This window comes from Bacillus sp. RC252, from assembly GCF_044909215.1.
Classification (GTDB): domain Bacteria; phylum Bacillota; class Bacilli; order Bacillales; family Bacillaceae_G; genus Bacillus_A; species Bacillus_A mycoides.
The window spans coordinates 1-21,839 of sequence record NZ_JBIYDV010000002.1 but is presented as its reverse complement, the minus strand read 5'-3'; the positions used below and the strand labels follow the sequence as shown (position 1 = coordinate 21,839).

The following is a 21,839-nucleotide window of genomic DNA, read 5'->3' as shown; positions in this document are numbered from 1 at the left end:
TGCAAAATTACATAGGTGGTGTTAAGTAAATGGTTACTGAAATTAGAAAAACAATATCAGGTACAGAGTATTGGGATTCAAAAGAAAAGAGAGGTTTGTTGTACAAACTGGTGAGGTACCAGGATTCGAAGTAACTGAAAATCCTGAGAGTATGTTGGCTGATGATCCTGCACTGGAAAGTACAGAAGAAGTACTCTTTAATGATATGACAGTGAAACAGTTACGTGAGTATGCTGATGAATTAAACATTGAGATTCCAGCTGATGTTAAAAAGAAAGAAGACATCATTGAATTGATATCATGAAGTACTGTGACTTTAACGGCTGCCGTAACAAGATAAGCAAAGGACGTTATTGTGAAGAACATAAGCGAGCTAAGCCACCAAGGAAGAAGAAGGATAAGAAGAACATCTACCATCATGAAAACAAACCTTTCTATAGAACAGACGAATGGAAGTATATCAGGTCTCAAGTATATGAACGAGAGAAAGGATACTGTCAACGATGTGGAAGGTTCGTCTTTGGTAGGAGTGCTCATGTTCATCACATCATACCAATTAAACAAGATGAAACACTTAAATTAGAAATAAACAACTTAATGCTACTTTGTCCAAAATGTCATATCAAAGAAGAAAATGAGGATAAATCAAAAAAGGTTTTTCCGAGTTATTTTGGATAGATCTAACTTTGAAATAATATATATAATTCTATAAAGGAATTAGTAATAAAAACTAGAATCTATTAGTTTAGGAAAATATAAGTGGATATAAAGAGTATGTCTATTTAGAAAGAGGAGGAAGGGTAAATGTCGAATAGACAAAATGGAGTAGTCAAGTGGTTTAATGAAGAGAAGGGGTATGGATTTATTACACCGCAGAGTGGAGATGATCTTTTTGTTCACTTTAAAGCTATTCAAGCAGATGGCTTCAAAACTTTAAAAGAGGGACAGGCAGTCACTTTTGTAGCAGCACGAGGTCAAAAAGGTATGCAAGCGGAAGAGGTACAACTTGCGTAATTAATCTTTTTTATAAAATTGAATACAGATTTGATAGAGAAGAATTCAATTTGATTAATTTTTTCAAAATGGATTCTTTTTGTTTTGCATTAAATATTAGTGTGCACGGCACTTTTAATAAATTGTATTTCAAAGCTGTAAAGGCCCCCTATCAAAAATTAAAATTTGTCCTCTGGGGAGGATAGGTAGCGTAGGGGGCATCTCTATCGTTAGACAACATTTTTAAAAAAATAAAGGGGGGTGAAATGTCTAAGAAAACCTATAAATTATTACATAATAAAAGCCACAACTCGTGAGAGTGTGACTTACATGTTTTTATTCAGTCTCAAAGCGTAAAGTGATTAAAACTCCTAATGTAAGTTCAGTAATTACAACTACATCTTTGTCTTTTTCATCATCATAATCAACTGATTTTGTTTTTCCGCCTACAAAGTTAGCTGAAATATTTGTTATTGATTCTGAGTCTAGTAATTTGCCAATCTCAATGTTTCGTTTCTTAGGTACATGACCTATGTGAAATTCCTTATCGTTTAAATTAACAATTACTTTAATTGCATTTTTATCAAATTCGTTATCAGGATCTTTTACAAATGAGATATAATCCCCAAATTCAATATCTTCAAATTCTGATGCTTCTCCCCACATTTCTAGTAATTCTTTATTAGTATATCCGCCATATGATTCAATATCATATTCTTTGGCAATTGCACGAGCGATTCTTCTTAGAAGTGACTGTATGTCTTTACCTTTGTCATTATCAAAAGTAACCCCTGCAATGTTAAAAGTGAGAGTGTTATTAGTTTCTAATTTAATTGGTAAAGAGGAAGGTGTTGGAATTGGTTCTGATTCCGGTTCCGGGTTTAAAGTGTGTTGGTCGGGTAGGATTTCTTCAATTTCTGTTCTAGGCTCTTCCACATATGTATTTATTAATTCTACTACTTCTTCCTTGATACTTTCTACTTTAGGTTCATGATGAGTGTGGATGGTCGTGTCAGTATGGTCTATTTCGACTGTATTAGTTTCTAAATCAGATATTCTTCTAACTTGTTTTTCTTTTGCTTTAAAAGCCTTTTTATATTGCTTAAAATCTTGTTTATCAACTTTGAATTTCTCACCTGTTGCTACATTTTTTACCATGCATGTTTTAGTGAAAAGTTCTTTTCCGAAGTAAACAAATGGAGCTAGCATCAAAGAGAACCCAAGGGTTGGAATGAATAAAAGAACAGCAAGAATGAATATCCATATATCTAAGGTGGAGCTTACACGCTTTAAAATCAAACGTTTCCCAGCGGCAACTTCCGATTGCTGTAATTGTTGCATGCGTTGCAATGATGCGACTGTATCATAACTCATGAAATAACCTCCTATGAAATAATAACTAAATCATACCAATTTCATACAACAACTGTAAATATTGCATTTCCATGAGCTTATTAGAAGTGCTGCTATAAAACTAAGGAGATTTAGTAATACTCAATAATGAAAGGGTGATTAAATGATAATTAGAGAGGGCATTGAAGTCACTAAAATAACTTTAGGTGGTTATGAATTATCGATTCCAAAAAGCTTTCTTGAATTTCTGCTTCGTGTGGGGGATTGGTGAGGAAGTTTTGTTAAATTATGATAGGAAAGTTTATGTTAAAAAATAGAAATGTCGGTTTTTATTATGGAATGGAAAAAACGGTGATGTTAGATAATCCATCAAGTAAAAAAGTGAACGATTACGAAAATACTCGTTCACTTTTTATTTTATTCTTTATGTTAAATATAGTTCATAATCCCCTTCAAAACGATTTGGTTTTCCAAACATTTCTTCGTACAAACTAACATGTTTTGAAAATCCATTTTTTAATGCAAAGCGGTAACCTTCTTCAGTTATAACTTCCTGTAATACTAAGCGTTTGAAGCCTTTTTCTTTCGCAAATGTCTTAAACCATTCAAGAACAATACTTCCTTTTCCTTGATTACTTGGGATAATGCTTATAGCGGCAATTGCCAAGTATGGATTGGGGAAAAACTCACTTCTAAGGTTAATAGTAACTTTAGATTCTTTAGAAGAAATATGTAAAGTATATTTAGAAAAACCTTCAATCATTTCTATTTCGTCTTGTATTATTTCTTCTAATAACAATTTTAAATTTTGAAAGTCCTGTAAATGAAGAGGAATCTTGGTTAATTTTTCTTTCAAAGCAATTAACTCCTTTTACTTTTATAAGAATAAATATCATTATATCTGAAAAACGCAAGGATTGCGTGGAGAAATTAGCATTTGCTCAGGATTATTAAAAAAAGTTTTCCCCTTAGGTAGATAAAGGAACAATGAAAAATTTTGAAGGAAAGAAGAGCTAATAAATATTAACTACAAATAAGATAAATGTACTATAGATCTACAGAGTTTTTTATTGTTTTTTTACACTTATCCATTTCTATACACACGCCAGCCTTTTATATTTTGGGTCCCAAACTAGCCCCACTTAGCCCCAGTAGTATTCTTATTTATGCTCTATCTTGCAATGTAAATGATAAATAAAAAAGCCCAAAACCCTGAATTAACAAGGGTTCTAAGGCATTTGATACTACTCTTTGCAGAGTTCCGATTCTATTAAAAACAGAATTCATCCATTAAATAAACTATATACTAGTGGGTTAAATTGTTAATCATGAGCGGTGAAATGTCATTGCTCAAATTAGTAATAAACTATTTATTTTTATTACAGTTACATCCCTTTTTCTTTACATAGCCTTGCTCGGCTAAATCTCTTTGTGACTGGGAATCGGAAGATTGAGAGTTCGAAGATTGAGAGGATGCTGAAGAGCTACTATTTTTATTATTAGAGTAGTTTTTTCGATAGTTATAATTACTCATAGTACTATCACCTCCAATTAAATATATAAATATTATATGTATGTACTCTATTAATTGTTACGATAAAAAATCTCCTCGATATTTTCCGAGGAGATAAATGGTGGTTCTATTAAAATGATACTAATTAATACCCCCAGTATAGAGGGAAGTAATAAGAATCTTGGTAATATAGATTTTGTTGCTGAGTAGGGGGCTGAGTTGACTGATTTATCATGTCGCGGTTTTGATTACAGTTTGCGGGAGGACCAATTACCGTAGTGGATTGAATTGGGGATACTGCTTGTTTCCATTGTTGCTCATTGAGGCAATAAGTATGAGCCATCATATTAGCAGGAGTTAATCTTAAAATATCAGAACCAAAAATAACTTCTGGGGTTGGGGCATTGAATATAGCTAATAAATGAGTATTATCTGCTGAAGCAATTTCATAATGCCACCACGCTTGTGGAATGTTGGCAACTTGCCCTGGTTTTATCGGTAAGTTTAATATCTGATTCGTAAATGGATTAAGTAAAGAAACAACAGCAGATCCTGAAATACAGTAAACAAGTTCAGCTGCATTTTGATGAATATGTGGTTCTACAACATTCCCTGTACTTAAATAAATATCTAATAAAGAAGTATTTTCTAAAGTATTTAATTGTTTAATGCCAAGTACGTTTATATAATTTTGGGCATCTTTCTTAAAAAAATTACTTTTACTTAAATCATGAGTGAAATTAGTTGAGGGGGAAGTGTAGTCGATATTAGAAGTCAATTGTATTACCCGCCTTTCTATAGGTAAGTATGGATACAACTTTAGGATATGTGCCTAGTGTTAGTTATGTGCATTTGTCTGTATCATAATAAATTCACCTGTTTTATAAATAATATAGGTTGTGCTTCTTATTTCTCATAATGTAAATACGGATAAAAATTAGAGCGAACTAATGAAAGTCGGAATTATTGATGTTAGGTTAGGAGTAAAAATATTAAAATTTATTTCGTATATTTTAATGGTTACGTTATATGAAAAGACCAATGCCTTATAGAAAGGAATTGGCCTTTTATTTAAGATAGTTTTTGATGAATCATTAATTGTGCTTTAGCAGTATTGGCGTAATTTAGCCACTCTAATTCCAAGTTTTGTTTTAAATCGAAATGGATTTCGATGACGTCAAAATGAGATACCTTTGTTTTAAGTGGAACAGGCATCCCATTTACTTTTACTTTTTTCATGCTATGTGCAATTTTTGGAAATGCAGAGAAAGAAAAATCAATAATTGTAGCACCATCTGGTAAATAAATAGGTTGTAAATCTGTAGTATAAGCCGTAATAATATTTTCGAATAGTTCATACGATACTAAATTGTGGAAGGCGATTGGATCTGTAGTTAATAAATCGTTATTCACAATTGTATCATTCATTATTTTATAAGATATTGCTTGAACATCTACAGTTCTACTATTCAATAAATAAAAAATACCATTATCTTTTAATGTTTTTGCTGATTGCGTTTGAATGATAATTGTTTGTTCAGTATCATTCATATTTATTTTAGTTTTTAAATTGTTATTAAAATGGCTATTTTCAAGAGCGATATTATCTTCGAAATAGTTTATAGTTGGTTTGTATAATTGATGAATCATTCCAAGAATTTTATAGCAATCTAGCACACTTGCAGTGGTGATACATATTCGTGAAACACTTGATACGTTTTGAGATTCTTGTAGTTGTGAGTAAGCAGAGTAAATAGGGCTGAGTTCATAACTTATTTCAAATGACAGGGTAGTATCATAAAAAGAAAGTATGCCTTTTCTTAAATTCGTTATATTGTTTTGAATGCGTGGCGCATATTCCGTTAGAAGATTATGTGTTTTTTTATATCTTTCCTTATGTAGATATTGAAAAGCAAGATTTTCTAATTCATGCTGGATTGAATATAAACCGAATCTCTCTGCAAGTGGTGCAAAGAGTGTTAGTGTTTCATTTGCATAAGCTACTTGTTTTGCAGGCTTTTTAACACTCAATGTTTTTATGTTATGAAGGCGGTCTATAACTTTTATAATACCAACACGTATATCTGTTTGAGAGGCCAGTAATAACTTTTTAAAATTAATTGCTTCGTATAATGCTTTCTTTTGACCACATTGTTTTTTAACTTTTGTTAATCCATCTACAATATATTGAACGTTCGCACCAAAATATAACTTAACTTCTTCTAGAGAATGCTCTGTATCTTCTACAACATCGTGTAATAACGCAGCAATTAATGTTGTGACGTCAGCTTTATAATTTAGTAATATTTCTGTAACCGCGAAAGGATGAATGATGTATGGTTCTCCAGTTTGACGGTATTGTCCATCGTGTGCTTGCTCTGCAAACTAAATAGTGTTAATTCCTCAGATTGAAGATAATTCGCCTTTCGTAATAATACCTTGCACATATATATCCATCCTTTAAAATTATTTTTAATAATAATTCTATATAATATGATAAAGACCTTTTGAAATTGTAATTATTGTTTAAAAAAATAAAGTTTATTGAGATTAAACTATATTCGTATTCGCATTCATACTTTGGATTGATGGAAAAAAGTAATGAACGTGTTAATTTAAAATTACATCAATCAATAATAAGGAGTGAATGTTCATGTCATTTAGTGAAACGATTAGAAATGAAGTGCTCAGCTGGGCGGGTGTTTCTGAAAAACCTCATCGATTTGGTGGTATTGAAATAAATTATGGTAAGAAAGAACTTGGTCATCTTCATGGTGAAAAGTTAGTTGATTTACCATTTCCGAAGGTAAAGCGAGATGAATTAGTGAATGAAGGGTTAGTGAAACCACATCACGTATTACCTGAATCAGGATGGATAAGTTATTATATAAAGAGTGAAGAGGATATTCCATTCGCAATTGAGTTATTTCGTATGCAATATGACCGAATACAAAAAAGAAATAAAGTAGATAAATAAAATTTTATTTTTATGTCACATCCCTCCTAAATCGTTCGTCTTGTATGTAGAACGATAAGGAGGGATTTTATTATGAATACATTTGATGTAGCGATTGTTGGTGGTGGGCTTGCTGGGTTAACAGCATCTATATATTTAGCGAAATCTGGAAGGAAAGTTATTGTATTAGAAAAATCCAGTCGCTTTGGTGGTCGGGGGATGACTATAAATAAAAATGGCATTTGCATGAATCTTGGTGCACATGCTTTATACAGAGGAGGAGCAGCATTTTTAACTTTTAATGAGTTAGGTTTGAATCTTCCAGATGGAATCCCATCTACAAAAGCACATGGAATATGGAAAGGGGATATTTATACCATTCCAACAGATTTTCGCTCTATTTTATCAACACCGTTACTTTCATGGTCTGCAAAAGTACAGTTCGCTCGTCTTATGATTCATTTAGGAAACTTAGATGTAGAAAAAGTTCCGAAAATAAGCCTAACTACATGGGCAGAAAATGAAATTAAAGATCCAATGGTTCGAAATATATTTTATGCATTATGCCGAACAACAACATATACGTATGCTCCTACAATACAATTAGCATCTTCCGTACTAAAGCAAATACAGCTTTCTATGAAAGAAGGAGTACTTTATGTAGATGGTGGTTGGGAGACGATAATAACAAATTTAAGAGGAATAGCGAATACTAGTGGTGTACAATTTCTGGCTAAAAAGCATGTTTTAAAAATAGAGCATTGTGAAGGAAAACAAAGAATACATTGTTTTGACGATGAAGTATTTGAAGCAGGGGCAGTTATTGTAACAACCCCACCGAAAGAGGCATGTAAAATTATAAAAGGTACAGAAGGAACAAGTTTGCAAAAATGGAGTGAACAATCCATACAAGTGACCGTGGCAGCGTTAGATATTGGTTTAAAACAATTACCGAATCCTTTGCATCATTTTGCATTGGGATTAGATCAACCTATATTTTTCACGAATCAATCAAGAGCAGCCAAATTAAGTGAAGATGGAGCACTTGTAGTGAGTTTAATTAAGTACCATAATCCTATGCTTGAGATAAATCATTTTCATGATGATCAAGAACAGTTAGAAAATACGATGGAATTGCTACATCCTAATTGGAAAAGAGAAGTTGTTGCAAAGCAATATTTACCGAAAATAACGGTAGTACATGATTTTCCTCATATTGACCGTGTTGAAAAACCGGGCCCTAATATACCTGAAATGCCAGGTGTTTACGTTGCAGGAGATTGGGCTGGGCATGATGAAATATTAGCTGATGCTGCGGTAGCAAGCGGGAAACGTGCAGCGTTACACATTTTAAAGCAATTAGAAAGTGAGGCAGTTCATCATGGAAACGGAGCAATTATATGAAGCGTATCAACCATTATTATTTTCATTAGCATATAGAATCCTTGGGAGTGTTATGGACGCTGAAGATATCGTTCATGACATATTTATCGCGGTAAATAATATAGAGGATGTTCAATCTATAGAAAATATGAAAGCATATTTGTGTAAAATGGCGACAAATCGTTCAATTGATACATTACGTTCGACAGCGCATAAACGTAATGTATATGTAGGGATGTGGTTACCAGAGCCATTTGTGGAAGAGTCTGATGAGCCAGTAGAGTCATTTGTAATGAAAGAATCAATTTCTACGGCATATTTATTACTTTTACAACAATTGTCTGAGGTAGAAAGGGTTGTTTTCATATTAAGAGAGGTTTTCAGTTATGACTACGAGGAAATAGCTTCAATTGTTGATAAGAGTAGTGTGAATTGCCGGAAGATCTTTCAACGCGCACGAAAAAGTATTTTAGATAAGCCGAAGCAATCAACATTAAGTACGAAGAAAATGGCTGCCTATGTGGAAAAGTTTGTATCATCATTACAGTGTGGGGATACGCAAGGTATGTTAGAAGTTTTAAAAACAGATGCGATATTTAAAGCAGATGGTGGTGGTAAAGTTACAACTGCAATTAATCCGATTTATTCTGCAGATAAAATTATACGTTTGTTCTTTGGAATTGCAAAACGATTGCCAGAAAAGTATAGTGTTGATTTCAAAATAGTAAATGGTGCACCAGGCGTTATAGTTACAATAAATAATAAAGTGACGTATGTACTTTCATTCATATTTGAGGATGAGAAAATTTCAAACATTTATATGATGGTTAATCCTGAAAAACTTATGCACTTAAATGTAATAGTATAAAAAAGACGCATTTCTTTAGAAGTGCGTCTTTTTTTTATTTTTCTAACATTTCAAGAGGTACATCTTTTTCGCCGGCTACCTCGAATTTAATTTCCCCGTCTTCTTCATAAATGCGTTTAATAATCGGTATAGTTATCATTAGTTTTTTATGCTGTTTACGTCTTCTAGCAGCATCTAAGTTAATCACGTTCATGTGTAAGCATCCTTTCTTACAGAAATATATAAACAAAAGAAAATGCGTCCGAAAAGGGCGCTTAGTTGAATTAGAAATACCGATTCATTTAAATGGGGTTTAGATTATCTTATAATTGAAAACTGATTGTAAAATAATGTGAATTAAATAATTGCACGTAGAAATTAACTTTACCAAAAAACGAAACAATATGCTATAAAAAATTTTAATTCTTTGTCGTATAACAGGAAAAAGGGGTGCATTTCGCATATAATGAAAAGTAGACGGGCATCATGTACTTTTTCATCATATTGCTTGGAAAGGCGATGGAGAAAATGAATACTCTAGATTCATTATTATTGCAACTTGAACAATATGGAGAAGAGCATGATCGAAATAAAGAAAAAAGAGAAGAAAAATTAAGAAATATTTCTCGTGAAATGGGGCAGTTTTTATCAGTATTAGTAAAGGGGTGCAATGCAAAAAAAATTTTAGAAATTGGAACTTCAAATGGCTATTCTACATTGTGGCTAGCAAATGCGGTAGAAGAAACAAATGGAAATGTTATAACTGTAGAACTTTCTTCAGAACGGGTTGGAGAGGCACTTGGAAATTTTGAAAGGGCAAATCTTACACAGAGAATCGATATTCATAATCAAGAGGCTGGGGCATTTTTAGATTCGCAAGTAGATCGTTCATTTGATTTTATTTTCCTAGATTCAGAGCGCACGCAATACATGTGGTGGTGGGAACATATAAAACGTATTTTAGAGCCAAAAGGTTTTCTTGTAATTGATAATGCAACTTCTCATGCGGGGGAATTAGCTGGATTTATAAAGATGATTGAAGAAGACGTTACGTTTGAAACCGTGTTATTAGCTTTTCAAAAGGGAGCATTTGTTGCGCGGAAGAATAATTAGAAGTGGACCTAATATAATTATCACATTGAAAGATAGTATATGTCAAAAGATAGAGCATTGTATGAATTTAAGAAGGTAACTAAATGGAATTTCAAATTAATAGTCAGTGGTGATAAGTAAGGTAAGCTGTGAAGAATCCGTCTTCAGCATGTTGTTCTCTAGGTCTTAAGTCTGAGGAAAATAATGACGAGAACAGGTATACTTATACTATGAAACAGGGAATGACTGCATAAGCAGGTATTTCTTGAAAAATCGATTTCAAGCAAGCAAAAATGTATATGAAATACGATATATTAGATGAAATATAGTGCACATAAATTCGCACATATAAATAAAGGAGCGATTTTGTTGACTGAACTCGAGAAAAAAGAACCTGTATCGATTGTGAAAGATAATAATGTAGAAGTAGTAGTGGATACAGTAATAAAAGATGCAGAACTTGAAGAACTGAATAAAGAAGCAGATCTTTATGTACAAAAGTTGAATAGCGAGCAAAATACAGATTTATCAAAAGTATTGTCGCAGCTTGGAGACTTAGGGGATAAAGAGCAGCAAGCGGCAGGACAAACGCTATCAGCTTTAAAACGTCCTGTGACAGCGATGATGAATGGAAAGAATGAAGAAATTCCAAATACATTGTTAGAATTACGAAAAGTGGTATCAGAACTTGATCCAAACTCATTAAAAGCAACTGGTATGAAGAAACTTATGTTTAAAGTGTTTAAGAAAAATCCGCTTGAAAATTACGTGCATAAATATCAATCTATAGATAAGCAAATCGAGGAGATTATAAGGTCACTTCTCATTGGCCGTGATAACTTGCAAGAGGATACGGTTGGTCTTGAAATGTTAAAAGAGCAATCACACGATAAAATTCACGCTCTTGATAAACAAGTATACTTAGGAAGAAAACTTGCTGGTATGCTTGAAGCTGAGAAACAAAATCCAGAACGTCAAAGGGATATTCCGTTAATAAATGATGCATTAGAAAAGATACTTGTGCGTACTCGTAATATGCAACAAGCAAAAAGTGTATTATTACAATCTATCGCATCTGTAGACATCATTAAGAAAAATAATGAAAAGCTATCAGAGGCAATTCGTAATGCAATTACGATGACGCAAAACGTTGTAACGGTTTCCGCTGCAATACAGCTTGCATTAACAAATCAACGTAAAACAATTGATGCTGTTAATGCAACAAATGAAGCGATTGAATCAATGGTATTAAGCAATTCACAAGCATTAAAACAAAATACAGAAGAAACAACAAAACTCCTTGAAAATCCTGCAATTAGCATGGATAAATTACGTGAATCATTCCAAAATGTATTTGCCGCTATTGAAGCATCTGAGAAATCGTCAGAACGTATTATTGAGTCTAGTAAGAAATTTGTAATTGAACTAGATACATTTAATGATGAGATGAAGCAGAAACTCATTCAGCGTCCAAGGAAATAACAGACTTTTAGAGGAGGTGAAAAAATGAGTTTCATTCAAGGAGTATTATTACTATTAGGATCATTACTTTTAATCGCATTTACTGTCGTTGTTTTAGTTGTATACTTCGGACGTAAACTTTATTTTTCATGGACGAAACCATATAAGAGAGCGCAAGATTCTATTGAAAAATTATCGAACAAATCAACACCGTTTTTACAAGAATTTACGCAGCACCCACTCTTTTATCGCTGGATTCGTACAGAAGGGAAAAAAGAACAAAATACATTAAATACACTTTTCTGTTCATCGGGCCAACGTACGAGAGAGCAAGTTTTCTCAATGTTACCGAAAGAAAAGCAGAAAAAAGTGCATGTGATGGCAAAAACAACGAAAAAGCTTACGAATGAAGATATTGATATTGCAACAATGAAAGTGAAAGATTTCTTGAGACAAGAATCACAGCAAACTGCTAAACCGACAGACTTATCGTTTTATAAATTGTATTTCTATGATCGATATCCAGATGCATTAAATACAATTCAAGCATATAAACGCTCGATTAATCCTTCACTACAAAGAACGGTTGATGACATTACAATTTCAGTATTAAATGCACTTCCGTACTATCAAGAACAACGTATGTTTGAACAACAACATAAACTTGAAACGTTCTTAATGAAAGATTTAACAGCGATGTTATCATTAGTGGTACAATTACCACCATCACAACGTCCTGAAAAAGAAGAAGAATTAAAAATCTACTTGCAAAATTTCCAAAAAGAAATGGAAGTAGTAGAGCGTGATATTCGTGACTCCATTGATCATGATTTGAATGTGAAGATGAGAGCAGCGACTGAGAAGTTTAAGAATAAATAAAAAAGGCGCCTTAAAAGCTAAGTATTTCTCAGCTTTAAGGCGTTTTTTTTTGAGATTTCATTTTGCCTTAACGGTAGTAAAACTAGAAGGAATACTTTCATTATGCAATCGATCAACTGCAGTTACCACATACGTATACGTTTCTCCAGAAATAGCCGTTTTATCTACGTAAATTTCTCCAAGTTTTGTTTTTCTTACAGTAGTAAGTAAATGTTTTGGGTTTTGTATATCCACTTCATTTTTTCCATTCACACGGTAAATTGCGTAATAAGCAGAGTCATTCTCTCTATCATCAATGATACCTATAGCAATACCTTCATCTCTTGGAATGGCACCTTTTAAAGTAGGTTGTTTTGGTGGATCATGATTAAGCCAAGGCATAGGTGGAATTAATGCAGGGTGTTTATATATGTCTTTTGAGAGTCTATCTTTAATTCCAAGTGGATTGTTATTTATATCTTTTAAACTGAAATGCATACTACCTTTTATTTGTGGATATTGATGGTTTAAAGCGATTTGCTTTGGATATTCTTCAGGATCAGACCAAGCAGGGACAGAGCTGTTATTAATTTTATAGGCCGCCTGACCGATGTATAGGTGAATGGGTTTATTATTGGTTTCTTTTACCCACCAATCTACTAATATATCATATGCAGCAGGTGTAAAACCTATATTCCAATATATTTGCGGTGTAATGTAGTCAATATATCCTTTTTGTATCCACTCACGTGTGTCAGCGTAAAGGTCATCAAAGTTTCTTTGACCTGCAGTTGTGTTAGAGCCAGTTGGATCATCAGCTATATTTCGCCATACGCCAAATGGACTAATGCCAAATTTTACGTATGATTTTTCTTGTTTTATAGCAGTATTTAAACCTTTTACGAGTTCATTTACATTATTGCGACGCCAATCTTCGATAGTTGAAAAATTCCCATTATTATATGATTCAAATGTTTTTTGATCAGGAAATTCTTCGCCACCTACTTTATAAGGATAAAAATAATCGTCCATATGAATTGCATCAACATCATAATTTTTTACGATTTCTAAAGCGCCTTCCGTTATAAAGTTTTTCACATCTGGAATACCAGGGTTGTAATATAGCTTCCCGCCGTAAGGCACAACCCAATCGGGATGTTGTCTTGCAGGGTGATTATTTGATAATCGATTTATATCAGTGTGATTCATCGTTATTCGGTATGGATTAATCCATGCGTGGAATTCTATATTTCTTTTATGTGCTTCTTCAATCATAAATGCGAGCGGGTCGTATCCAGGGTCTTTTCCTTGTGTACCCGTAATGTATTCAGACCAAGGACCGTAATTTGAAGGATAGAAAGCATCAGCAGTCGGTTTAATTTGTACAACGACTGCATTCATACCAGTGTTTTTTACATCGTCTAATAGTCTTATAAATTCTTGTTTTTGCTTTTCAATAGGTAAGCCAGTTTTTGAAGGCCAATCAATGTTGAGAACAGATGCTATCCATACAGCGCGTAATTCATGTTTTTTGTAAGTAGTATTTACTTCAGCATAAGTAGAGTGAGGGGAAATGAAAGAGAAAGGAGTAAACAATATGACGATACAGCACATCATTACTAAACGTTTCATAATCATTTATACGCCTCCCTATTATACGATTATTTAAAATAATATATGATGTTAGGTTGGCACTGCAATTGAGAAAAATAAATATTGAAACATTAATTTAATAGGAAAAATATTTTTAGTGAAATTTACTTTCAGTATAACTAAATCGTTTCATTTCTTCATATGCTTGTTAGTAAAGTGAAACTTTCTTTCATTTGAAAGAAACAATTTATAAGTATAGGAGGATTCAATAATGAAAGTTTTATTCGTTTGTTCTGGAGGAATGTCCAGCGCAATTGTTGTAAACGCTTTAAAAAAAGAAGCAGAGAAAAAAGGTATGAACATGGAAGTGCATGCTATTGGAACAAGTGAGGTGGAGGAAGAAGTAAAGAATGGTTGGGATGTTGTAATGGTTGCACCTCAAGTTAGACATCGATTTGACGCTGTAAAAAAACTTACAGAACAAGAATCTATTCCGTGCGGTATTATTCCGCCGCAAGCATACACGCCGCTTGGTGGACCGACTTTATTAAAAACTGTAAATGAATTAATTAGTTAGGGGGAAGCGTTATGAATAAGTTTGTCACGTTTCTTGATAAAAACTTATCTGGACCGATGGCAAGGCTTTCTGAACAGAGGCATTTACAAGCAATCCGTGATGGAGTTATTTCGGCGTTACCATTTATTATCGTAGGGAGTTTCTTTTTAATAGTAGCATTTCCACCATTACCGAAAGATAGTTTCATATCAGTTTGGGCATTGAAAAATCAAACAAGTATATTAATACCATATCGTTTAACGATGTTTATTATGTCTTTATATATAGCATTTGGTATAGGATACAATTTAGCGAAAAGTTATAAGTTAGATGCTTTATCAGGGGCACAGTTAGCAGTATGCTCACTACTTTTAACATTGACGCCCGAATTAATCGATAAAAAAGGATTTATGCTTCCGATGACAAATCTCGGGGGGCATGGATTATTCGTAACGATGATCGTATCTATTTTATCAGTAGAGATTTTAAGATTTTGTAAGACGAAAAATGTAATGATTAAAATGCCAGAACAAGTACCGCCGTCTGTTTCACGTTCGTTTGAAGCACTTATACCTGCTGCATTCGTAATTATTTTAATGAGTTTAGTAACTGTCGTTTTTAGTATTGATTTACATCATGTAGTTGATAAATTAGCGGCACCGTTAGTAAAAGCTGGTGATAGTTACTTCGGTGTAATCATTCCAGTATTTTTAATTACATTTTTTTGGTCATTCGGAATCCATGGTGTGTCGGTTGTTGGAACTGTTGCCCGGCCATTATGGGAAGTATATTTAGGGAAAAATGGTGAAGCAGTTGCTAGTGGAGCAAATCAGTTGCCATTCATTTCACCAGAACCATTATACCAATGGTTTATATGGATTGGTGGTTCTGGTGCGACGTTAGGACTTGTATTAGCTATGATTGTATTTGGTCGATCAAAATATTCGAAGGCATTATCAAGAACTTGTATTGTGCCTGGTATCTTTAATATTAATGAACCTGTTATTTTTGGATTGCCAATTGTACTAAACCCAATTTTAATTATCCCATTTATCATTACACCACTAGTAACAGCAACTATTGCATACTCAGCAACTGCGATGGGGTTTGTTACACCAACACATATAATGCCTCCATGGACATTACCAGCTCCAATTGGTGCATATTTAGCCACAGGTGGAGATTGGCGTGCAATTGTATTAGTTTTTATAAACATAGCAATATCATTCCTTATTTATTTACCATTCTTTAAAATGTACGACAAAAACATGCTTGAAATTGAGAAAAATGGTGATGGGGAATCTGTTAATCCGTAAGTTTTATATTTTATTTTTGAGTGATAGGCATTTTGTCTATCACTTCTTTCACATTAAGTCCAGAGAGGGTGAAATGGAATGAATATAAAATTTAGCTATAAAGGTGTATTTTTATTGTTATTTGGAGTGATATGTGCGAATTTACTTTTCGTACCTTTATTAAGAATGCTAAATCTATCACAAATGCATAGTATATGGATCGTTACAAGCATTGCGGCAAGTGTTTTGCTTACGATCGTTGTTTCTTTCATTGATGGCACATTTGTATCGAAAGTCCAGTTGTTTATTAGATTTATATTGTTTTCTGTAGGTTGTACGTTGTTTACTTACATAATTGTTTTTTAGTGAATAGGGGGCATGCATTTTATGTATATTGCAGGGATAATGTCCGGTACATCGTTAGATGGAATAGATGTAGCGCTCGTTCATATAGAAGGGAACGGTGTAGATTCTAAGGTCGAACTCATTCATTTTACTACTGTTCCATTTTGTAAGGATATAAAAAATGAGATACTGCAGGCTTTATCAATTGATACATCTAATGTTCAATTGATATGCAGTTTGAACTTTAAGCTTGGTTTATGTTTTGCTAATGCTGTGAAGGAAGTTTGTAAAAAGGCTGATTTGTCATTGGAACAATTAGATTTAATAGGTTCTCACGGACAAACGATTTATCATCAGCCAAAGCAAGAAGGCAATAGTATTTCTTCGACATTGCAAATTGGAAAACCAGCAGTTATAGCATATGAAACGAACACTACGGTTATCTCTAATTTTCGAACAATGGATATGGCAGCAGGGGGACAAGGTGCACCACTTGTGCCATATTCAGAGGTCATTTTGTATCGCCATCAAACTAAAAATAGATTACTACAAAATATTGGCGGGATTGGTAATGTTACAGTGATTCCAAGTAAACGAAGTAATAAGAGTGTAATTGCTTTTGATACTGGCCCAGGAAATATGGTAATCGATGATGTATGTCAAAGATTATTTCAGTTGCCATATGATCAAAATGGTAGGATTGCAAAACAAGGAGTAGTTGTAGATGAAATTTTGACATATTGTATGAACCATCCATTTTTGAAAATGAATCCACCGAAATCAACTGGTAGAGAACAGTTTGGAGAAGAGTTTGTAAGTGAATTATTGAAGCGGTTTGAAAAGCATGGTAAAGAAAATCTTTTGACGACTGTCACGATGTTTACAGCAAGTTCAATTGTTCATCATTATAAGGAGTTTATTCTGCCGTATTATGAAATCGATGAAGTAATTTTAGGTGGTGGGGGCAGTTATAATCGTACACTTGTTGACATGATACGAAATGGATTGAATGAAGAAAAGTGCGCGATATTCATTCAAGAAGATATAGGCTATTCTTCAGAGGCGAAAGAAGCAATCGCCTTTGCGATATTAGCAAACGAAACGCATCATCGTAATCCGAGTAATGTGCCAAGCGCAACAGGTGCAAAGCAATCTGTAGTTTTAGGGAATATAACATTCCCTCCAATAAGATGATGAAAATGAGGCGGACATATGAAGTATATGATTGGAGTAGATGGTGGAGGCACGAAGACAGAAGCAATTGCATTTGATCAAGACGGAAACGAAGTTGTAAGAGGTACGAGTGGGTTTGGAAATATATTAATAGATTATGAAAAAGCAGTTTCGCATATTATGGAGGCGATCGATCAATGCAAGAAAGCTTTAATTGATGGGCATTGCGTTTGTATTTGTTTAGGGTTAGCGGGTATAAGTGGAGCGAATACAAATGAATTAACATTACGATTAATAAAGAAATATGAAACGAAAATTGAAGTTTTTAATGACGCAGTGATTGCACATGCAGCTGCTTTAAAAGGGAAGGATGGAATTTTAACGATTGGCGGTACAGGCGCAATTTGTATTGGAAAGAAAGGAGAAGTGTACGAGTATAGTGGTGGATGGGGACATATTTTAGGCGATGAAGGAAGCGGATATTGGATTGCGTTACAAGGTTTAAAGAGAATGGCAAATCAATTTGATCAAGGAGTTAGACTTTGTCCATTAAGCTTAAGGATTCAAGACGAGTTTCGACTTTTAACATCATCTCATATAAAAAGACTAGTATATAGTTCTTCAAAAGATAAAGTTGCAGCAATTGCACCATTAATTATAGAGGAAGCGAGGAATGAGAATGATGATGCACATAAAATTATTCTGCAAGCGGCTAAGGAATTAACGATAATTACGGTGAATATTTACAACAAGATGCAGTTTGATTTATCACCTTTAATTGCAGTAAGTGGCAGTATATTGCGTTTCGTTCCTGAGATATATGCTGAATTTAAGAAATGCTGTGAGAAAAGTATGAGAGAAGTTATATTCGTATCACCATCAGAAATGGCAGTGAAAGGAACATATCATTTAATGAAGGGTGTATATTTTATAAAATAGAAGTATGAGAATTTTTGTATGATTTGTAAAAATATGATGTTAAAATATACAAAGGGATGTAAAGCAAGAAAAAGTACAATATACATAGTCATTGAATATTGTATAAGTACTCCCATGTAGAAAGTGAATGATTACATGATTAATAGTATGCAATTTTTGTATTTGGTGGCTTCTTATTTATTTGGAAACATATTGACCGCTTATATAGTAACGAAATGGAAACATAATGTTGATATTCGTGAAGAAGGAAGTGGTAATCCTGGCGCAAGAAATATGGGGCGCGTATATGGAAAAGGGTATTTCGTCGCTACATTTTTAGGTGATGCGATCAAAGGGGCAATCGTAGTTTCTATTGCAAAATACCTTTTTGAAGATTCTACATTTGTAATGTTAGCTTTACTGGCTGTTATACTTGGACATATTTACCCAATTTTATTTAAAGGCAAGGGCGGAAAAGGCATTTCAACATTTATTGGAGGGTTAATTGCATTTGATTATTTGATAGCGCTTACTCTTATTGCTGTTTTCATTATATTTTATTTAATCTTTAAAGGATTTACTAAGCCCGGACTAATTACAATCGCTTGTTTACCAGTTTGCATGATTTTGTATTCTTACTCTATTGTTACGACTATTTTAAGTGCACTTATCATTGTACTTATTTTATATGTAAATCGAGAATGAAATGAACTTTTAATAAGTGGAGTTAATCTCCACTTATAATTTTTATTAAATACATAAAGGAGATACAACATGGGGTTAATTTATAAAGTTGCTGATCAAGCTTGGGAATTTGAAAGTATACATAAATTGAATTATAAAACATTTGTAGAAGAAATTCCGTAACATGAAGAAACGAAAGAGCATGTTCGTATAGATCGTTTTCATGAAGAAAATACTTATTTAATTTGTTTAGATGGTGATAAGTTAGTAGGTATGGTTGCGTTGCGAGGAAAACGACCATTCTCATTAGATCATAAAATTTCAAATTTAGATTTTTACTTGCAAGAACATGGAGAAAACGTATATGAAATTCGTTTACTTTCAATTGTAAAAGTAAACGAGGCAGTACCTGCTTATATGGACATTGGTATGTACGAAGAAAATGAAAGTATCCCATACTCCCATTCATGGAATTTAATTTATGCATTGCAAGAAGCATTAAAAATACTTGAAGATGAAATGGTATTTAAAAAAATAAAAGAGACGTATACATATATTGAACAAGCTATTACTACTATGGGTTTAAATCTTGTTTCACCTAAAGAACATGCCGCGCCAATTATAGTTACCATTCAATTAAATGAAGATCAGTCTTCTAAGGAGCTAGGTGATGCGTTAGCATTACAAGGATATATTGTTCATTATGAATCAGCGTATTTACAAAAGAATAACTGGATCCAAATTGCATGCCTGAATCATTACAAAGAACGTGATATGAAAAGGATGTTGAATTGTTTACACAGATGTACATTAAAGAATGGCGTACATATATGAGCAATGATTTTTGAACATAGTTGGTTGCGTATAAAGGGATTATTACTTACGAAAACTTAAAAATGAGACAAACAGTAGATTATAAATTATTAGAAGAGGTGTTAGCATGATAACTAAAAAACTACCATTACATATAACAGACATTAAAAAAGCTCAAAACATTTTAGAAAGAAATGCTCGTAAAACTCCTTTAGTAAAATCATTTTATTTGACTAGTAAAACAGGCGGAGAAATTCACTTGAAATTAGAAAATATGCAATTAACGGGTTCTTTTAAATTTCGTGGTGCGTTTAATAAAATGTCACAGTTGACAGATCAAGAAAAAGAGCGAGGCGTAATTGCTTGTTCCGCTGGTAATCATGCGCAAGGAGTTGCTTTATCTGCTCATTTACTTGGTATTAAGAGTAAAATTGTGATGCCGATTTCTGCACCGAAGGCGAAAGTTGAAGCAACTAGAGGATACGGATCAGAAGTGATTTTATATGGTGAAACTTTTGATGATGCGAAGGCAAAATGTGAGGAGATTATTAGGAAAACAGGTGAAACATACTTACATCCATATGATGATGTAGAGGTAATGGCTGGTCAAGGTACAATTGGTTTGGACATTCTTGATGATATGTGGGATGTTGATACGGTCATTGTACCAATTGGCGGAGGTGGAATTATTTCTGGAATTGCTGTTGCATTAAAGTCTTTTAATCCATCAATCAATATAATTGGTGTACAAGCTGAAAATGTTCATGGGATGAAGGCATCTTATGATAAAGGGACAATCGTAGAACATTATGAGGCACCTACTATAGCAGATGGTTGCGCAGTTAAAATACCAGGTGATTTAACTTTTGAAGTTGTAAAAGAATTAGTAGATGATATTGTAACAGTGTCAGAAGGTGAATTAGAAGTAGCGATGAAAGACTTATTACAGCGTGGTAAAGCCGTTGTAGAAGGTGCAGGTGCATTAGCTACTGCTGCTCTACTTGCAGGGAAAGTGGATACATATATAAAAGGGAAAAAAGTAGTAGCGGTTATATCTGGTGGGAACGTAGACTTGCAACGTATATCAAGTGTTTGTGAGCAATTTTTTGTAGCTAATGAAGTGAAATAGTATTTAAATAACATAAATTTTATGAAAGCAGAGCTAAGAAAACTAATCTTAGCTCTTACTTTTTGTCTACTGTATAGTAAATTATTATATGTAATCGTCTCTATTCAAAGATAACTCAAATAATTATATCAATATTGTCGAAACAGAAACAGAAATTTAATATAATGGTTTTAATGTATGAATGAGCTGTTAGGAGGATAGGCCATGAATAAGGAAGAACAGGTCATGAACGGTTTCAGGGAATTATATAATAAGATGGTTTGGCTAAATAAGGATAAGATGGAAGCAGGTCTGAAGGGTTTTAAGTCTTCTGAAGTACATTGTATTGAATATATTGAAAACAATACAGATTCTAACGTGACACAACTTGCAGAGGCTTTTTATGTGACTCGCGGTGCAATAAGTAGAATGACTAAGAAGCTCATAAAAAAAGGCCTTATTGAAAGCTATCAAAAGTCGAAAAATAAGAAAGAAATTTATTTTAGGCTTACCGAACAAGGGAAAGAAGTTTATAAAATTCATGAAGAACTGCACAAAGAGTTTCAAGAGCGGGATAAAGCTGTATTTGAGCAAGTAACCGAGGAAGAATTCGACAGTATAATTAACTTCGTGGAAAAGTATAGTAGGCATTTGGATGCAGAAATAAAGAAACAAGGTATACATATTAAGTCATAATAAAGTTGAAGCATTCGGGCTTTTACGGGTAGTTAATCCCGAAAACTAACTTATTTTCCCGTTCATGCGGGATACATTTAAATAATAAAAAGGTAGCCTGTTCATAGTAATCTGTACCCTTTGTAAAGGACATTTTGAAAAAAGTTAGGCAACATCAAGAAGATGATTTCTGTATCCAACAGGAGTCATCTTTTTTAAATTC

General features: G+C 33.3%; 21 protein-coding genes and 3 pseudogenes. 18 read left to right on the top strand and 6 right to left on the bottom strand.

Annotation, left to right across the window (positions count from 1 at the left end; genetic code table 11):
- The first annotated feature begins 29 nt into the window (after nt 1-29).
- The 3 genes and pseudogenes from ABH960_RS03100 (at nt 30) to ABH960_RS03090 (ending at nt 1,014) form a co-directional block, all read left to right on the top strand.
- Nucleotides 30-304, top strand: a pseudogene (locus tag ABH960_RS03100) (hypothetical protein).
- The gene (locus ABH960_RS03095; protein WP_404442677.1) at nt 301-678 is read left to right on the top strand and encodes an HNH endonuclease; all 378 of its coding nucleotides are present in this window, start codon (nt 301-303) and stop codon (nt 676-678) included. Before ABH960_RS03100 ends, ABH960_RS03095 begins: the two are co-directional and overlap by 4 nt.
- 126 nt (nt 679-804) lie before the next feature.
- A complete protein-coding gene (locus tag ABH960_RS03090; protein ID WP_286099340.1) occupies nt 805-1,014 on the top strand; it encodes a cold-shock protein in 210 nt (69 codons plus the stop codon).
- Nucleotides 1,015-1,329: 315 nt separating this feature from the next.
- Here the strand turns inward: ABH960_RS03090 and ABH960_RS03085 are convergent, their stop codons facing one another.
- From ABH960_RS03085 to ABH960_RS03070, 4 genes and pseudogenes are all read right to left on the bottom strand, one after another.
- Nucleotides 1,330-2,367 carry an HIRAN domain-containing protein gene (locus ABH960_RS03085; protein ID WP_404442674.1) on the bottom strand — a complete coding sequence of 346 codons (1,038 nt, stop codon included), beginning with the start codon at nt 2,365-2,367 and terminating at the stop codon, nt 1,330-1,332.
- Between the two features lie 403 nt (nt 2,368-2,770).
- Nucleotides 2,771-3,202 carry an N-acetyltransferase gene (locus tag ABH960_RS03080; RefSeq protein WP_404442671.1) on the bottom strand — a complete coding sequence of 144 codons (432 nt, stop codon included), beginning with the start codon at nt 3,200-3,202 and terminating at the stop codon, nt 2,771-2,773.
- An 802-nt stretch (nt 3,203-4,004) separates the two neighbouring features.
- Nucleotides 4,005-4,637, bottom strand: a complete 633-nt coding sequence (locus tag ABH960_RS03075; RefSeq protein WP_002136296.1) for a cupin domain-containing protein — start codon at nt 4,635-4,637, stop codon at nt 4,005-4,007.
- 293 nt (nt 4,638-4,930) lie between these two features.
- Nucleotides 4,931-6,306: pseudogene (locus ABH960_RS03070) on the bottom strand (HD domain-containing protein).
- A gap of 206 nt (nt 6,307-6,512) precedes the next feature.
- On the opposite strand from ABH960_RS03070, the gene ABH960_RS03065 reads away from it, so the two are divergent.
- From ABH960_RS03065 to ABH960_RS03055, 3 genes are all read left to right on the top strand, one after another.
- On the top strand, nt 6,513-6,836 hold the full coding sequence (locus ABH960_RS03065) for a luciferase domain-containing protein (protein ID WP_002069261.1): 324 nt from the start codon (nt 6,513-6,515) through the stop codon (nt 6,834-6,836).
- 72 nt (nt 6,837-6,908) lie between these two features.
- Nucleotides 6,909-8,219, top strand: coding sequence for a phytoene desaturase family protein (locus ABH960_RS03060; RefSeq protein WP_404442667.1), 1,311 nt, complete (start codon nt 6,909-6,911; stop codon nt 8,217-8,219).
- The gene (locus ABH960_RS03055) at nt 8,197-9,066 is read left to right on the top strand and encodes a sigma-70 family RNA polymerase sigma factor (protein WP_404442664.1); all 870 of its coding nucleotides are present in this window, start codon (nt 8,197-8,199) and stop codon (nt 9,064-9,066) included. The genes ABH960_RS03060 and ABH960_RS03055 overlap by 23 nt, the downstream gene beginning before the upstream one ends.
- 34 nt (nt 9,067-9,100) lie before the next feature.
- On the opposite strand, the gene ABH960_RS03050 is transcribed toward ABH960_RS03055, so the two are convergent.
- A complete protein-coding gene (locus ABH960_RS03050) occupies nt 9,101-9,259 on the bottom strand; it encodes a hypothetical protein (protein ID WP_002085567.1) in 159 nt (52 codons plus the stop codon).
- Nucleotides 9,260-9,564: 305 nt separating this feature from the next.
- Here ABH960_RS03050 and ABH960_RS03045 point away from each other — a divergent pair, with 305 nt between their 5' ends.
- The 3 genes from ABH960_RS03045 to ABH960_RS03035 all read left to right on the top strand — a co-directional run bounded on the left by ABH960_RS03045 (nt 9,565) and on the right by ABH960_RS03035 (nt 12,477).
- Complete coding sequence (locus tag ABH960_RS03045) at nt 9,565-10,158, top strand: O-methyltransferase (RefSeq protein ID WP_113936557.1); 594 nt, start codon at nt 9,565-9,567, stop codon at nt 10,156-10,158.
- Nucleotides 10,159-10,506: 348 nt separating this feature from the next.
- The gene (locus ABH960_RS03040) at nt 10,507-11,619 is read left to right on the top strand and encodes a toxic anion resistance protein (RefSeq protein ID WP_002119468.1); all 1,113 of its coding nucleotides are present in this window, start codon (nt 10,507-10,509) and stop codon (nt 11,617-11,619) included.
- A 24-nt stretch (nt 11,620-11,643) separates the two neighbouring features.
- Nucleotides 11,644-12,477, top strand: coding sequence for a DUF3974 domain-containing protein (locus tag ABH960_RS03035; protein WP_113936514.1), 834 nt, complete (start codon nt 11,644-11,646; stop codon nt 12,475-12,477).
- Nucleotides 12,478-12,534: 57 nt separating this feature from the next.
- Here the strand turns inward: ABH960_RS03035 and ABH960_RS03030 are convergent, their stop codons facing one another.
- Nucleotides 12,535-14,094 carry a glycoside hydrolase family 10-like protein gene (locus tag ABH960_RS03030; RefSeq protein ID WP_404442659.1) on the bottom strand — a complete coding sequence of 520 codons (1,560 nt, stop codon included), beginning with the start codon at nt 14,092-14,094 and terminating at the stop codon, nt 12,535-12,537.
- Between the two features lie 226 nt (nt 14,095-14,320).
- Between ABH960_RS03030 and ABH960_RS03025 the strand changes: the two genes are divergently transcribed.
- From ABH960_RS03025 to ABH960_RS02985, 9 genes and pseudogenes are all read left to right on the top strand, one after another.
- Nucleotides 14,321-14,626: a PTS sugar transporter subunit IIB gene (locus ABH960_RS03025; protein ID WP_000865888.1), complete on the top strand. Its 306-nt coding sequence runs from the start codon at nt 14,321-14,323 to the stop codon at nt 14,624-14,626.
- 11 nt (nt 14,627-14,637) lie between these two features.
- Nucleotides 14,638-15,921, top strand: coding sequence for a PTS sugar transporter subunit IIC (locus tag ABH960_RS03020; protein ID WP_002069275.1), 1,284 nt, complete (start codon nt 14,638-14,640; stop codon nt 15,919-15,921).
- A gap of 78 nt (nt 15,922-15,999) precedes the next feature.
- Nucleotides 16,000-16,266, top strand: coding sequence for a hypothetical protein (locus ABH960_RS03015; RefSeq protein WP_016095317.1), 267 nt, complete (start codon nt 16,000-16,002; stop codon nt 16,264-16,266).
- A 21-nt stretch (nt 16,267-16,287) separates the two neighbouring features.
- Entirely contained in the window at nt 16,288-17,439 is a 1,152-nt protein-coding gene (gene anmK / locus ABH960_RS03010; RefSeq protein ID WP_404442654.1) for an anhydro-N-acetylmuramic acid kinase AnmK, read from the top strand.
- 18 nt (nt 17,440-17,457) lie between these two features.
- Nucleotides 17,458-18,357: a BadF/BadG/BcrA/BcrD ATPase family protein gene (locus ABH960_RS03005; RefSeq protein ID WP_113936511.1), complete on the top strand. Its 900-nt coding sequence runs from the start codon at nt 17,458-17,460 to the stop codon at nt 18,355-18,357.
- Nucleotides 18,358-18,492: 135 nt separating this feature from the next.
- Complete coding sequence (gene plsY, locus ABH960_RS03000) at nt 18,493-19,041, top strand: glycerol-3-phosphate 1-O-acyltransferase PlsY (RefSeq protein ID WP_002085555.1); 549 nt, start codon at nt 18,493-18,495, stop codon at nt 19,039-19,041.
- A gap of 69 nt (nt 19,042-19,110) precedes the next feature.
- A pseudogene (locus ABH960_RS02995) lies at nt 19,111-19,854 on the top strand (GNAT family N-acyltransferase).
- 106 nt (nt 19,855-19,960) lie between these two features.
- On the top strand, nt 19,961-20,962 hold the full coding sequence (tdcB, locus tag ABH960_RS02990; RefSeq protein ID WP_404442650.1) for a bifunctional threonine ammonia-lyase/L-serine ammonia-lyase TdcB: 1,002 nt from the start codon (nt 19,961-19,963) through the stop codon (nt 20,960-20,962).
- A 204-nt stretch (nt 20,963-21,166) separates the two neighbouring features.
- Nucleotides 21,167-21,637 (top strand): MarR family transcriptional regulator, encoded by a 471-nt coding sequence (locus ABH960_RS02985; protein WP_113936509.1) that lies wholly within the window; start codon nt 21,167-21,169, stop codon nt 21,635-21,637.
- The last annotated feature ends 202 nt before the right edge of the window (nt 21,638-21,839 follow it).

Excerpts from the sequence above, each read along its gene's own strand:
- ABH960_RS03095 (WP_404442677.1), top strand. The coding sequence starts at position 301 with ATGAAGTACTGTGACTTTAACGGCTGCCGTAACAAGATAAGCAAAGGA.
- ABH960_RS03090 (WP_286099340.1), top strand. The coding sequence starts at position 805 with ATGTCGAATAGACAAAATGGAGTAGTCAAGTGGTTTAATGAAGAGAAG.
- ABH960_RS03085 (WP_404442674.1), bottom strand. The coding sequence starts at position 2,367 with ATGAGTTATGATACAGTCGCATCATTGCAACGCATGCAACAATTACAG.
- ABH960_RS03065 (WP_002069261.1), top strand. The coding sequence starts at position 6,513 with ATGTCATTTAGTGAAACGATTAGAAATGAAGTGCTCAGCTGGGCGGGT.
- ABH960_RS03060 (WP_404442667.1), top strand. The coding sequence starts at position 6,909 with ATGAATACATTTGATGTAGCGATTGTTGGTGGTGGGCTTGCTGGGTTA.
- ABH960_RS03055 (WP_404442664.1), top strand. The coding sequence starts at position 8,197 with ATGGAAACGGAGCAATTATATGAAGCGTATCAACCATTATTATTTTCA.
- ABH960_RS03050 (WP_002085567.1), bottom strand. The coding sequence starts at position 9,259 with ATGAACGTGATTAACTTAGATGCTGCTAGAAGACGTAAACAGCATAAA.
- ABH960_RS03045 (WP_113936557.1), top strand. The coding sequence starts at position 9,565 with ATGGAGAAAATGAATACTCTAGATTCATTATTATTGCAACTTGAACAA.
- ABH960_RS03035 (WP_113936514.1), top strand. The coding sequence starts at position 11,644 with ATGAGTTTCATTCAAGGAGTATTATTACTATTAGGATCATTACTTTTA.
- ABH960_RS03030 (WP_404442659.1), bottom strand. The coding sequence starts at position 14,094 with ATGATTATGAAACGTTTAGTAATGATGTGCTGTATCGTCATATTGTTT.
- ABH960_RS03025 (WP_000865888.1), top strand. The coding sequence starts at position 14,321 with ATGAAAGTTTTATTCGTTTGTTCTGGAGGAATGTCCAGCGCAATTGTT.
- ABH960_RS03020 (WP_002069275.1), top strand. The coding sequence starts at position 14,638 with ATGAATAAGTTTGTCACGTTTCTTGATAAAAACTTATCTGGACCGATG.
- ABH960_RS03015 (WP_016095317.1), top strand. The coding sequence starts at position 16,000 with ATGAATATAAAATTTAGCTATAAAGGTGTATTTTTATTGTTATTTGGA.
- anmK (WP_404442654.1), top strand. The coding sequence starts at position 16,288 with ATGTATATTGCAGGGATAATGTCCGGTACATCGTTAGATGGAATAGAT.
- ABH960_RS03005 (WP_113936511.1), top strand. The coding sequence starts at position 17,458 with ATGAAGTATATGATTGGAGTAGATGGTGGAGGCACGAAGACAGAAGCA.
- plsY (WP_002085555.1), top strand. The coding sequence starts at position 18,493 with ATGATTAATAGTATGCAATTTTTGTATTTGGTGGCTTCTTATTTATTT.
- tdcB (WP_404442650.1), top strand. The coding sequence starts at position 19,961 with ATGATAACTAAAAAACTACCATTACATATAACAGACATTAAAAAAGCT.
- ABH960_RS02985 (WP_113936509.1), top strand. The coding sequence starts at position 21,167 with ATGAATAAGGAAGAACAGGTCATGAACGGTTTCAGGGAATTATATAAT.